Consider the following 13,418-nt stretch of genomic DNA (forward strand, 5'->3'; position numbering starts at 1 on the left):
GGTGTTGATTGTCTGGTGGTTTCTGAGTTATTCAGTTTGCCCATGTTCCGTGTTACGTTCGGTTCGACGAGCCCGCGGTAGTGCTCCGGGCTCGGCGTGCCCGCCCCCGCCCGGAGTGCTCCGCCGTCCCCGCCAGGCCGGTGCGCGGTTCCGTGCGCGTCCCCGGAGGAGTTCGATGCGCCGCTTCGTCGTCCTGGTCCTCGCGCTGCTGTCGCCGCTCGTCGTGGTGACACCGGCCGCGAACGCCGCCGTCACCCCCAAACCGCCGCCGCTGTCCACGCCGTGGACGTCCCAGGTCAGCACCACCAACCCGCTGCCCGAGTACCCGCGGCCGCAACTGCAGCGGCCCGACTGGCAGTCCCTCAACGGCGAGTGGGAGTTCCTCAACCCCGCCACCGGCTCGGGCGGCAGCGTCGACCGCTACGCCGCGCCGCCGCTCGGGCAGACGCTGCCCGAACGCATCCTGGTGCCCTACCCCGTCGAGTCGGCGCTGTCGGGCATCATGCGCAACGACAACCGCGACCTGATGTTCTACCGCCGCACGTTCACCGTGCCGGCGGCGTGGGCGGGCCGGAACGTGCAGCTGCACTTCGGCGCCGTCGACTACGAGGCGACCGTGTGGGTCAACGGCGTCCAGGTCGCCACGCACAAGGGCGGCTACGACCGGTTCGAAGCCGACATCACCGCGCGGCTCACCGGCGGCAGCAACGAAATCGTCGTGCGCGTCTACGACCCGACCGACGGCCGCGGCGAGAAGCAGCCGGTGGGCAAGCAGGCGAACTCGCAGTCGAGCATCTTCTACACGCCCACTTCGGGGATCTGGCAGACGGTCTGGCTCGAGCCGACCGCGCCGACGTCGATCTACTCGGTCGACATCTCCCCGAACCTGGCGAACAACACCGCCCGCGTGCGGGTGTTCGGCCGCGGCAGCACCAGCGGGTACTCCGTGCTCGCCGAGTCGATGACCGGCGGCGCCGTCGTCGGCAGCGCCACCGGCGGTTTCACGGAGTTCTCGGTGCCGGTGCCGAACGCGCGGCGGTGGTCGCCCGACGACCCGTTCCTCTACGACCTGCGGGTGTCGCTGCGCACCGCGTCCGGCGCGACGGTCGACCAGGTGGTCAGCTACTTCGGCATGCGCGAGGTCGGCACGAAGAACGTCAACGGCACGCTGCGGCCGACGCTCAACGGCGAGTTCGTGTTCCAGGCCGGCACCCTCGACCAGGGTTTCTGGCCGGACGGCCTGTACACCGCGCCGACCGACGCGGCGCTGGCTTCGGACCTGCAGAAGCACAAGGACCTGGGCTTCAACATGGTCCGCAAGCACATCAAGGTCGAGCCGGCGCGCTGGTACTACTGGGCCGACCGGCTGGGATTGCTGGTGTGGCAGGACATCCCGTCGACCCCGACGGCGGACAGCAACCGGACGGCCGCGCAGATCGCCGAGTTCGAAACCGAAGCGCGCGAGATCGTCGACGAGCACCGCTTCTCCCCCGCCGTCATCACGTACGTGCCGTTCAACGAAGGCTGGGGCGAGTGGAACCTCGACGAGACCAAGCGCGTCACGACGAACATCAAGAACCAGGACCCGACCCGGCTGGTGAACCCGCACAGCGGGTTCAACTGCTGCGCGTCGAAGGGTGACCCGGGCACCGGCGACATCATCGACTGGCACATGTACACCGGCCCGGACGGGCCACGGCCGTCCGGCACCCGTGTGTCGGTGCTCGGCGAGTTCGGCGGGCTGGGCCTGCGCAACCCCGGTCACGAGTACAGCCCGACCGGCGGCTTCTTCGCCTACGAACAGATGTCGAGCGCGGCGCAGCTGAACGACCGCTTCACCGGGATGATCCGGGACACGAAGCAGCTGATGCTCGCGAAGGGCCTGTCGGCGTCGGTCTACACGGAGATCACCGACGTCGAAGGCGAGTACAACGGGCTGCTGACGTACGACCGGCGGGTGCAGAAGGTCGACACCGCCCGCGTCCGCGCGGCGCACACCGACCTCATCAACGCGTCCAAGAACCTGAACGCGGCGGTGCCGCTGACGCTCGGGCACCTGCGGTCGTTCCGGGTGACCACGCCCGGGTACACCGACCGGTACCTGCGGCACGCGGATTCCCTGGCGCGCACGGACGTCCTGACGACGGGCAGCGCGGACGGGGCCCGCCAGGACGCCGCGTTCCGCACGGTCGCGGGCCTGGCGAACCCGCGCTGCTTCTCGTTCGAGTCGGTGAACTTCCCCGGGAAGTTCCTGCGCCACTCGGACAGCCGCGTCCGCATCGACAGCGACACGGGCGGCTCGTTCGCCGCGGACGCCACCTGGTGCTCCCGGCCAGGCCTCGCCGCCGGCGGGACGTCGTTCGAGTCGGTCAACTTCCCCGGCAAGTTCCTGCGGCACTACAACGAAGCCGTGTACCTGGCGGCCAGCGGCGGCACGAACCCGTGGGACACGGCGACGAGCTTCGCCGCGGACGCGACGTGGGACGTCTCGGCGCCGGCGTTGTGGCGCAGTTCGGTCCCGCTGACGGCGAACGCGCGCCAGTCGCTGCAGGTGACGACGTGGGGCTACACCGACCGCTACCTGCGCCATTCGGGCGGCCTCGCTTACACGGAGGTGGTGAACAGCGGCAGCAGCGCGTTGCTGAAGCAGGACGCGACGTACACGGTGCGGCGCGGGCTGGGCGAGTCGTCGTGCTACTCGTTCGAGTCGGTGAACTACCCGGGCCAGTTCCTGCGCCACCAGGACGGCCGGGTCCGCAATTCACCGGACGACGGCTCGGCGCTGATGCGCGCGGACGCGACGTTCTGCACCCGCCCGGGCCTGGGCGGCACCGGCGTGACGTTCGAGTCCCTGAACATCCCGGGCGCGTACCTGCGCCACTTCGACTCGGCGGTGTACATCGCGTCGGGCGCGGGGACGGGCTCGGACCGGCCCCAGACGGTGTCGGCGGACAGCAGCTGGACCGTGGCGGCGCCCTGGGCTCCGTGAGCGGGGGTGGTCCGGTGTGGACTGTCCACACCGGACCACCTGCTCGTCATCCGGCGTAGCATTCCGCCAGTGCGCCGAACGCCGCCTTCGGTTCCCACGGGACGTCCGCGTACGTGTCCCCGGTTCCCTCCTCCAGCACCTTCACCACACCCCAGCTCGCCATGTCCAGGTCCTCGGCGGGGTCGGCGCGGTGCACCAGCCCGTAACACACGAACGTGCAGGCGAAAGCCGCGTCGACGCCTTCCGTCGTGAACACCTCCAGCAGTTCACGGAAGTACCTCGCCTGCTCCTCCTCGTCCCGCACGTACGTGCCCTTCAGGCGGACCGGGGTGTCCCCCTCGTACTCGACGATCTCGCCGCAGCGAGCGCCGAGGTCGGCCGCGCCGCGGTACGGGGTCACGCCGAACTCCGTGATGGCCACCGGTTTGCCCGAGGCCACCAAGGTGCGAATGCCTTCGCGGTAGCGGTGCTCGACCTCCTCGGACCGGTGGGCGTCGACCGACACGATGTCGAACGGCGTCCAGTCCACCCGCTCCAGCGGCACCGACGCGTACGTGATCCGGCCGCCGAAACGGGCGCGGACCACCTCGGCCGCGCGGGCGAGGAAGTCGTTGACGCGGGCCGGGAGGTCCGCGATCAGCGTCCGGTCGGCCAGGACGTTCGCCAGCCGTTCCTCGATGCCCTCGCCGGGCAGGAAGCCGTGGTTGAACAGGCTCAGCTCGGCGCCGGTGACGAACACGACCTCGGCTCCCCCGGCGCGCAGCCGTTCGGCCCGATCCGCGCCGTCGGCGAACTGGGCCAGGATCTCCTCCGGACGGCGGTCCCAGGGGAACGGCGAGAACCACACCTCCAGGCCCAGCGCGGCCGCCTCGCGGGCGGCGAAGTCGATGCGGTCGAGGTCGGTGCCGATCAGCCGGACGGCCGTGCAGTGCAGGTCGTCGCGGATGATCGCCAGCTCACGGCGGACCAGGTCGGGGTCGAAGGGGCGGTTGAACCGCCCGCCGCGCTCGAAGCCGGTGTCGTAGCCGATGCCTTTGGCTCGCATGGGTCCTCCATTCAAGGTACGGTACGTACCGTACCGTACAACTACGGTACGGTCGGTACCTATGGCCGAAGCGAAGACCCGGCGCCGGGGCACGGAGCTGGAAGACGCGATCCTGCGCGCGGCGGCGGACGAGCTCGCCGAGGCGGGCTACGCCGGGCTGACCATGGAACGCGTGGCCCAGCGGGCGGGCACCAACAAGAACGCGCTCTACCGCCGCTGGCCGAACCGCGCCGCACTCGGCGTCGCCGCCTACCGCCACCTCGCCGGCGACCGGCTGAGCCCACCCGACACCGGCGACCTGCGCGAAGACGCCCTGACCCTGCTGCGCGCGATCAACTGCGGCCAGTCCACCCCCGCCGCCCGGATCCTCCGCGGCCTCCTGGCCGGGGTCGGCGACGAGCCGGAACTGCTGAAGCAGCTGAACGAGCAGGCCACCGACGGCGTCGCGAGCACCTGGCTGACGGTCCTCGACCGGGCCGTGGCCCGCGGCGAAGCACCACCCGAAGCACGGCACCCGCGGGTCGCCACGGTCGCACTCGTGTTGCTCCGCAACGAATACCTGACCCACGGACTGACCACAGTGGACGACGACGTGCTCACCGAGATCGTCGACGAGGTCTTCCTCCCCCTGGTCCGGCGCCGATGACGCGGCTCGCGCGCCACGAGAAGCTCGCCGCCGCCCTCGCGGACGCCCCCGACGACGTCCTGGCCACCGCGCGCCCGCTGGGCACCGGGATCGGCGGGTCGACCTGGCTCCTGCGGGTCGACGGCGAGCCGGTCTTCGTGAAGCGGGTCGCCCTCACCGATGTCGAACGGCGGCACGAAGGCTCGACCGCCGACCTCTACGGCCTGCCGCCCTGGTACCACTACGGCGTGGGTTCAGCGGGCTTCAGCGCCTGGCGGGAACTGGAGGCGCACCTCCTGACCAGCGAATGGGCCCGCACCGGGCAGTGCGCGAACTTCCCGCTCCTGCACCACTGGCGGATCCTGCCCGGACGGCCGCGCCCCCACACCGACCTGGCGCACGACGTCGCCTTCTGGCACGACGACCCGGGCGTGCGGCGACGGCTCGAAGCGCTCGACGGCGCCACCACCGATCTCGTGCTGTTCATCGAGCACCTGCCGCACGGTCTCGTCGAGTGGCTCGACGAGGACCCGGACGGCATCGACCTGGCCGGCCGGGACTTCCCCGCGATCAGCGGATTCCTGGCCGGCCAGGGCGTCCAGCACTTCGACGCGCACTTCGCGAACATCCTCACCGACGGCGAACGGCTGTACCTCACCGATTTCGGGCTCGCGGCCTTCCCGGGCTTCGCCCTCTCCGATGCCGAAGCCGAGTTCCTCGCCGAGCACGCCACACACGACCGCGCCTACCTGCTAACCCGCCTGGTGAACCGGATCGTCCGGAGCCACCCCGGTGATCGGGACCGCGACGCGTTCGTCGAGCGCCACGCCCCGCTGGCCGAGGTCGTCAACCGCTTCTACCGCGCACTGCAAGGGACGAGCCGCAAAACCCCTTACCCCGCCGAGGAAATCGCTCAGCAGTTGGTGCGCGCCGGCTTGCCCGCGAACCGGTCGGCCAGGTAGCCCACGACGTCGCCGGCCGAGAAGGCCAGGGTCGTCACGTGCTCGCCGAGGTACGTGCCCCACGTGACCGGCACCCCCGCCGCGCAGTACTCGCGCCGCAAGGTCCGGGCCTGCGCCAAGGGGATGATCTCGTCGGCGCTCCGGTGGAACAGGAAGACCGGGGCCTTCGGCGGCCGGGCGCCGAGCTGGTTCTCCGCCAGCCGGGCCTGCCACTTCGGCGTGGTGAGCGGGTTCGCCGTCGTGTAGTCGGCGATGTGCCCGAACGCGTAGCCGAACACCGCGTCGACGCAGGCGTCCTGCTGGGTCGCGTACAGCGTGCGGCCGCGGTCGTTGAGGTAGGCGGGCAGGTCCAGCTCCGGGTAGGCCGCGTCCAGGCCGAGGGCCGACAGCAGCAGGAAGCCGAACCCGATGCCGCCGTCGAGGTTCTTCGCCACCGCGTTCAGGTCCGCGGGCGTGCCGCCGGCGGTGATGCCCGCGACCGTCAGCTCGGGAGCGTACGACGGCGCCAGCTCGCCCGCCCAGGCCGCTCCCCCGCCGCCCTGGGAGTAGCCGGAGAACGCGACCGGGCCGCCCGCCGCCAGGCCCGCCGCCGGTAGCCGGGTGGCCGCGCGGGCCGCGTCGATCACCGTGTGGCCCTCGGAGCGGCCGACGACGTAGGTGTGCAGGCCGGGCGTGCCGAGGCCTTCGTAGTCGGTGATCGCCACCGCCCAGCCGCGGCTCAGCATCGCGTCGACGAACAGCGGTTTCTCGTAGTCCGGCTGGAACTTCGACGGCGCGCAGCGGTCGCCGATGCCCCGCGTGCCGCTGGCGACCGAGACGATCGGCCGCGGCCCGGCGCCGGTCCACGGCGCGGCCGGGACCAGGACCCGGCCGGACACCGCGATCGGGGTGTCCGTCGCGGACCTCGACCGGTACAGCACCAGGTACCCGCGCGCCCCGGGCTGGTCCGGCAACGGCCGCCACCACACGACGTCGCCGTCGGCGCCCGCCGGCAGCGGGCTCGGCGGCGTGTAGAAGGCGTCGCCGTCCGGGCCGCGCGGCGGGTCCGTGACCGCACCGGCCGTGGTGACCAGCAGGACGACGGTCAGCAGGACCATCCACAAGCGACGCATGGGAACTCCTCGTCGAGTCCGGGATACCAAGGGACTAGAAGACGCGGTCGACGTCTTCGGCGATCAGGTGGTCCAGCGCGCGCTCGGCGACGGCGGCGATGGTCATCGAGGGGTTGCAGGCGGCCGTCGTCCCCGGCATCAGGGCGCCGTCGAGGACGTACAGGCCCCGGTGCCCGAGCACGCGGCCTTCGAGGTCGCAGACCGCGCCCATCGCGGCGCCGCCGAGCGGGTGCCAGGTGCTGGGCACGACGGCGGTCGTGTCGAGCAGCACGCCGAGCGGCCCGGCGATGCGGGAAATCCGCTCGTGGATGCGCGCGCTCAGCTTCGCGTCGGCGTTCGACGGCCAGTGCAGGACGGCGTCGTCCTTCGCGGCGTCGTAGACGAACCGGCCGCGCCCGGCGCTGATCCCGTAGCCGACGAGCATCGTGGTGCGCAGGTCCGGCAGCGGTGGCAGGGACGCCTGGATGACGGTGTTGGCCGTCGCGGGGTCGTCCCACTCCTTGCTGCCGTAGACGACCGGGCCGCCCTGCGGGGCGCCGAAGTCGTCGGCGAGGTTCGTCCACGTGTAGATGCGGTCGCCGTTGGTGCCCCAGCCGTCGCCCAGCTCGTCGGGCAGGTCGGGGATGTCGCCCTTCGCGCCCGCGCGCATCAGCAGCCGCGTCGTGTTCGCCGTGCCGGCCGCCATGACGAGTGCCTTCGCGGTCAGGACCTTCTTTTCCAGCACGGTCCCGGCGGTGTCGATGCGGTCGGCGCGGATCTCCCAGCGGCCGTCCGGGGCGAGCGCGACGCCGGTGACGTTGTGGAGGGGCGCCACGGTGCAGCGGCCGGTCGCTTCGGCGGCCGCGAGGTAGGTGACGTCGACCGAGTGCTTGCCGCCGTTGTTCACCCCGAGGGCGCAGTCCCCGTTGGTGTAGGACGGTTTCACCGTGCCGTCGAGCTCGCGCAGCGCGAAGTCCCAGTCGATCGGCATCGGGATCTTCTCGACGGCGTACCCGGCGGCGCGCGCGTTGCGGGCGAAGACCCGCGCGGCCCGGTACGTCTGGCTTTCGACCAGCGCGTCCGGCGCGGTCTCGACGCCGAGCATCGCGGCGACGCGGGGGTAGTGCTCGGCGGCCATCCGGGCGTAGTCGAGCTGCTCGGGGAAGCAGGCGTGGAACAGCTCGGCCGTCGGCTGCAGCGTCATGCCCTGGTAGACGAGCGAGCCGCCGCCGACGCCCGCCGCGCACATCATGCTCATGCCCTGGCCGGTGACCTGTTCCAGCAGCCCGGTGTAGCGCTCGAACGGCGGCAGCGAAGGCAGCCCCGGCAGCGAGGGCGCCGACCCGAGCCAGAAGATCCGCTTGTCCGGCGACGACGTCGGGTGCGGGAACGTCTCGGCGTCCGGCCCGGTCGGCCAGCGCCGTCCGCGTTCGAGCACCAGCACCGGCACCCCGGCCTGGGCCAGCCGCAACGCCGTGACCCCGCCGCCGAACCCGGACCCGATGACGACGACCCGGTGGTCCTCGCGGGTGACCCGGGCGGCGCCGAGCGCGGCGGCCCCGGCGACGGCGGCGGCGCCCTTGAGGACGGTACGGCGGTTCAGGACGGGCATGGGCTCCTCCGGCGGTGATCGTGACCTGGGGTGACGGTAGGAACCCGAACCGAGAGATGGAACGGATTGCCGGTCTCACTACTCGCGAGTAACGTGTTGGCCCATGCGCGCAGGGCGACCGTCATCGGCCGTACCCCGGCGCGTCGACGCGCGCCGCAACCGCGAAGCGATCCTGCGCGCGGCCGACGAGGTGTTCAGCGAAGAGGCCGACGTCGCCTTGGACGAAGTGGCCCGCCGGGCGGGCCTCGGCCGCGCGACGGTCTACCGGCACTTCCCCGACCGCACGGCACTGGCGTTCGCCGTCGCGGCGCACCACCTCACCGCGCTCAAGGGCCTGGTCCGCGACGAGCCGTTCCGCGAGCTGCTGTGGCGCGTGCTGGCGATGCAGGCCCGGCGGCGGCCGCTGGTCCGGGTGTTCCGGGAGCTGCCGGAACGCAGCCAGCGCCAGTACACCCACGCGCTGATCGCGTTGCTGCGCCCCGCTTTCGAGCGCGCCCAGCGCGAAGGCGGCGTCCGCGCCGACCTGGAACCGGCGGACCTGGCCCTGCTGTTCGAAATGCACGAAGCGGCGCTGGCCGCCGGGCCGGCCCGGCGAGCAGAGCCGGCCGAGCGGCTCGTGCGGGTGTTCTTGGACGGCCTCGCCGCCGGTGCGCACGACCGCTCGTGAGTGTTAAGTCGGGTTAGAACCCGCCTTAACACTCACGAGCTGATCAGCCGGTCGCTCGCTCGCGCCAGAACGGGTCCCCGGTGAAGCGCGCTTCCCAGCCGTACACCTCCTCGCGCAGCCGGTAGTACTCCGCCGCCTCCGCCTCGACCAGCGCGAGGTAGCCCTCGGCCGCGCCCCCGAGCAGCACCTCGGCCGCCCGCATGCCGGTCCGGAGCGCGAACGCGACCCCGCCGGAGGACAGCGGGTCGACGGCCAGCGCGGCGTCGCCGACGGCCACCCAGCCGGGTCCGGCCGCCGGGGTCAGGTGGTGGCTGGCCGCGCTGACCACGTGGACCGGCCCGGCGTCGCCGGTGGCCAGCGCGTGCGTGTGCGCGGTGCGCGCCACGGCGGCCGCCCAGCCGTCCGGGGTGGCGAGCCCGGCCCGGGCGGCGTGGCGGGCGTCGGCGAAGGCGGCCACCAGCCGCCGCCGCGCCGGCAGGGGCGCGGCGTACCACCAGCCGTCCGGCACGGCCTCGAGGAACGTGTCGCCCGCCGTCGCGCCGGGCGGCAAGGCGAACACCCGGGCGGCGCACACCAGCCGGTCGCGGCCGGCCCGGCGCGCGCCCAGGCCGCGGGCGACCCGCGCGGACCGGCCGGTCGCGTCCACCACGACGTCCGCGACCACCGGCGAACCGGCGTCGACAGCGAACCCGCCGCCGACCCGCCGCACCCCGCGGACGGCCTCGCCGAGCCGGACCGCGACCCCGGCGGCCGCGGCCGCGTCGGCGAGCATGCGGTCGAAGGCGGCCCGGTCGGTGTGCCAGCCGTGGCCGTACGGGCTGAACACGAACGACCGCTCGGCCACCTCGGGACCGCCCCACGCACTGGCCGTCAGGTACGACGGCATCGGCTCAGCGGCGAGGAAGCGGTCCCACAACCCCAGTTCGCGCAGCAGCGGGTTCACCGACGGGGGCAGCGTTTCGCCCATGCGCAGCCCGTCGTACGCCGACCGCTCGTAGAGGACCACCGTCGCGCCGGCCCCGGCCAGCCGCAGCGCGGCGGTGGCCCCGGCCGGGCCACCGCCGACGACGGCCGCGTCAACCCGCATCGCCGACCGTCCGCCGCAGTTCGCCGACGAGCCGCCGCACGTCGTCCGGGACGGATTCGAGCCGGGCCGGCGCGCTGCCGTCGCACAGGAGCTCGACGCACTTCAGGAACTCCTTGGGATCGAGCCCCAGTTCACGCCACCGCTCCATCAGCCGGTCGTTGCCGGCCAGGGTGAGCAGGACGCACCGCAGCACCGCGCACCAGCGCCGGTCGTGCTCGGCCAGCGCGCCGCCGAGGTCGCCAGGGCCACCCGGCGGTGGCGTGTCCCCGCCCCGCCAGACCCCGGCCCACAGCGTGCGCTCGCGGGCGAACGGGTGGCCGCGGCCCGCCGTCCCGGTGGCCCGCACCCGGATCCCGTAGTCGCCGGGCACGGTCGCCACGAACGAACCGGTGAACTCGTCGTCGCCCGGAGTGAGGGCGAGGGTGGTGCGCGCGCCGCCCGGCCGGGTGATCTCCGCCTGGACCGACATCCCGGCCGTGACGGGGATGCCCGCCTCGGCCAGGCCCGCCACCAGCGTCACGGTGGCGCCGGGCTCGAACCCGCTCTGGTGGGCCGCCGCCGTGAACGACAGGTCCGACCAGGCGTGCACGAGCACGGAATAGCGCTGCGCCCGCCGCGGATCCTGGTCGCCGTGGGTGTCCACCCCGCGGCGGTCGTAGGCCAGGACCGCGTTCCACGTGCCGGGGTGGCTCGGCCGGGCCGGGTCGGCCAGCACCGGCATCGGGAGCCGGTAGAACGAAACCTGGTCCGTGACGACGAACGTGCCGCCCAGCGCCCGCGCGGCCGCGGGGTCGATCAGCTGCCCGTCGGGCGTCTCCACCAGGAAGACCAGCCGCTTGCGGTCCTCGGCGGTCAGGATGACGTCGACCAGGTGGTCGGTGTCGGACACCGTGAACGGCACGCGCTGCACCTGCCGGTACGCGATGGACCCGACCGGGTCCAGCACCACCTCGGCGTTGCTCACCCCCGCCAGTATCTGGAGGAAGTACTTCTTCAGCAGGAACTGGTTGTCCCCGCCGAGCGCCGAGCCGGTGATCAGCAGGTAGCCGCCGTGGTTGCCGGAAATGGTCTGCAGCGCGGCGGCGCTGGTGGTGGCGGCCGTGCCGAGGCCGACCGCGTACGTGGTCTCGTCGATCGCCGGGGCGACGGCGGAAATGTACTCGGGCCGGTTTTCGATCCCGTCGGTGAGCACCACCAGCGACCGGACCTGGGTGCCGGCGCCGGCCAGCGTCCCCCGGCCGGCCAGGATGCCGTCGCCGATGGAGGTGTTGCCCCCGGGGTTGAAGTCCGCGCCGTAGATCGCCGACCGCACGTCGCTGCGCGAGGTGTCGAAGGGGTCGTCCGGATCGCCGAGCGCGGTCAGGCTCCGGACCACCTTGGCGTCGTCGTCGAACGCCGTCAGCGACAGGGAATCACCGGGCAGCATCAGGTCCAGGAACGTCGTCGTGGCCTCGCGCAGGCTCTGCGCCTTGCTGCCGAGACCGTCGCCGCGGTCCTGGCTCATGCTGCCCGACTTGTCCAGCACCAGCGCGGCGGCGACGGTCTTGCGCGGCACGGAGTTGGCGCTGATCGGGATGGTCCAGGTCTGCCCGGTCTCCGGACAGGACGCGGTGACGCTGTCGGTGACGCTGTGCGCGGTGTTCGGCGCGGCGTAGACGAGCCACAGCCGGACCGTGGTGAACGCACCACCGGTGGGCGGCACGCTGACCGGGACCGGGGTGTAGCGGGACAGGCTCGGATCGGCCGGGCCGGCGGTGAGGGTCAGCGTCACCGGCGTGGTGGAGCGGACCTCGAACACCACCGCGCGGGCGGCTTTGCGCGTCGTCCCCAGCGGCCCCTGGGGCACGTCGCGGAACGTGATCGACGGCGTGACCAGGTTGACCGAGGTGTCCGCCGTGTCGCACCGGTCGGTCTCCACCAGGGTCGTGCCCTGACGGGTCACGAACCCCAGCTTGGCCCACTTGCCCGCCACGAACTCCGGCCGGCCGGCCACCGACCTGGTCCAGTCCCTCGTGCCCTGCCCCGGGACTTCGACCTGGTTCGGCCGGGGCACTGGCCACCAGTGGTCCGCGCACGCGTAGAAGTCCGACTGCCAGGGCACGGCCATCCGCGCGGTGACGGCACCCGGCACGACCTTGGTGTGGTCGAGCCGGAACGACGGGACGCCGTCGTTTTCCACGACGGGCAGGTACAGCGAAGCGTCGGTCAGCAGGACACCCGCCTCGATGCCGGGGTAGAACGCCCCGCCGACGCAGTTTTCCAGCGCCGCCTTGTCCAGCCCGCCCGGCGTGATGCCCGGGGACGGCGGCGGGCCCTGGCCCCAGGCCGGGTTCCAGTCGGCGGTCACGGTCCCGGTCGACCACTTCTGCATCAGCGCGAGCTGGGTGGGGGTGAGCCGCAGGTCGAGCTGGCCACTCGTCGAGTACAACCGGGGCATGTGCCCGGCGCCCGCGGGGGCGAGCAGCCGGTTGTACACCGCCGCCGAGCCGGCCACCGGATGGCTGAACGCGTGGTGGCCCAGCCCGGTGGAGTCCACCGCGCCGGAATCCACGGCCGCCTGCAGCACCGGGTAGACGTCGTCGGTGTAGGACGGCGTGCCCGGTGCGGTCACGTTGCCTGCGGTGACGTGGGCGTCGTAGACGGCGTCCCAGAGCCGGAGGACGTTGTCGATCGGCGGCGCGTACTTGGGCGGGCCGACGATCACCCAGGAGCCCGCCGCGGTGAAGGTCTGGCCGCCGATCTCGACGGTGGCCGTCACCGGGCCGTCGGCCACGTCGTCGTACCAGCCGTCGTTGTCGGCGAAGTTCTGGAAGCCGGCGTTCGCCGGGACCGCCCCGGCCCCGCCGAGCCCGCCGAGCACCAGCAGGTGGCCGTCGTCGTCGGTGCGCGCCTCGCCGAGCGGGACGGTCACCGCGGCGTGCCCCGGCACCTCGAACGTGCCGGTGTCGAACACGGCGCGCTGGTCCGGTCCGGTGAGGACCCGGTCGCCGGGATCGATCACCAGCTTGTCCCGCGCCGCGCCGGTGACCGTCTTGTTGCGCGGGCCGGCGACGTAAAAGCCGTCGGCCTTGGCCTTGCGGTTGACCAGGCGCACGGTCCACTCGATGGTGGCGTCGGCGGCGGTGAGCTCGACCGGCACGCCGTTGTCGTAGCCGAACACCCGGAACCGCGCCGCCTGGCGCTTGATCCGGCACTGCGCGTCCTTGTACCCGCCCGGCGGCGCGGTGCGGTCCCACGGCCGCTCCGGTCCGATGAAGAACTCGGTGTCGCTGTTCCCGATCCGGGCGATGCCGATCGCGGGATGGATGCGGACCTCGGTGATGGCCATGGTTTCCCCTCT

Annotated in this window: 9 protein-coding genes; 4 read left to right on the forward strand and 5 right to left on the reverse strand. The window is 72.7% G+C overall.

The features are described 5' to 3' along the window. Nucleotides 1-175 precede the first annotated feature (175 nt). Nucleotides 176-2,989 (forward strand): AbfB domain-containing protein, encoded by a 2,814-nt coding sequence (locus SD460_RS30400; protein ID WP_318307077.1) that lies wholly within the window; start codon nt 176-178, stop codon nt 2,987-2,989. Between the two features lie 46 nt (nt 2,990-3,035). Here SD460_RS30400 and SD460_RS30405 read toward each other — a convergent pair whose 3' ends face one another. Then, entirely contained in the window at nt 3,036-4,034 is a 999-nt protein-coding gene (locus SD460_RS30405) for a glycoside hydrolase family 113 protein (RefSeq protein WP_290056954.1), read from the reverse strand. Nucleotides 4,035-4,095: 61 nt separating this feature from the next. On the opposite strand from SD460_RS30405, the gene SD460_RS30410 reads away from it, so the two are divergent. Further along, nucleotides 4,096-4,680: a TetR/AcrR family transcriptional regulator gene (locus SD460_RS30410; RefSeq protein WP_290056953.1), complete on the forward strand. Its 585-nt coding sequence runs from the start codon at nt 4,096-4,098 to the stop codon at nt 4,678-4,680. After that, a complete protein-coding gene (locus tag SD460_RS30415) occupies nt 4,677-5,621 on the forward strand; it encodes a BUD32 family EKC/KEOPS complex subunit (protein ID WP_290056952.1) in 945 nt (314 codons plus the stop codon). Before SD460_RS30410 ends, SD460_RS30415 begins: the two co-directional genes overlap by 4 nt. On the opposite strand, the gene SD460_RS30420 is transcribed toward SD460_RS30415, so the two are convergent. Both SD460_RS30420 and SD460_RS30425 read right to left on the reverse strand, forming a co-directional pair. Next, a complete protein-coding gene (locus SD460_RS30420; RefSeq protein WP_290056951.1) occupies nt 5,573-6,733 on the reverse strand; it encodes a lipase family protein in 1,161 nt (386 codons plus the stop codon). The genes SD460_RS30415 and SD460_RS30420 overlap by 49 nt on opposite strands. Nucleotides 6,734-6,767: 34 nt before the next feature. Further along, nucleotides 6,768-8,324: a GMC oxidoreductase gene (locus SD460_RS30425; RefSeq protein WP_318307078.1), complete on the reverse strand. Its 1,557-nt coding sequence runs from the start codon at nt 8,322-8,324 to the stop codon at nt 6,768-6,770. Nucleotides 8,325-8,427: 103 nt separating this feature from the next. Here SD460_RS30425 and SD460_RS30430 point away from each other — a divergent pair, with 103 nt between their 5' ends. Then, nucleotides 8,428-8,991, forward strand: a complete 564-nt coding sequence (locus SD460_RS30430; RefSeq protein WP_290056948.1) for a TetR family transcriptional regulator — start codon at nt 8,428-8,430, stop codon at nt 8,989-8,991. 43 nt (nt 8,992-9,034) lie between these two features. Here the strand turns inward: SD460_RS30430 and SD460_RS30435 are convergent, their stop codons facing one another. Further along, complete coding sequence (locus SD460_RS30435; protein WP_318307079.1) at nt 9,035-10,078, reverse strand: tryptophan 7-halogenase; 1,044 nt, start codon at nt 10,076-10,078, stop codon at nt 9,035-9,037. After that, nucleotides 10,068-13,406 carry a LodA/GoxA family CTQ-dependent oxidase gene (locus tag SD460_RS30440; RefSeq protein WP_290062247.1) on the reverse strand — a complete coding sequence of 1,113 codons (3,339 nt, stop codon included), beginning with the start codon at nt 13,404-13,406 and terminating at the stop codon, nt 10,068-10,070. The genes SD460_RS30435 and SD460_RS30440 overlap by 11 nt, the downstream gene beginning before the upstream one ends. Nucleotides 13,407-13,418: the final 12 nt, after the last annotated feature.

The organism is Amycolatopsis solani (assembly GCF_033441515.1).
In the GTDB taxonomy this organism is placed as follows: domain Bacteria; phylum Actinomycetota; class Actinomycetes; order Mycobacteriales; family Pseudonocardiaceae; genus Amycolatopsis; species Amycolatopsis solani.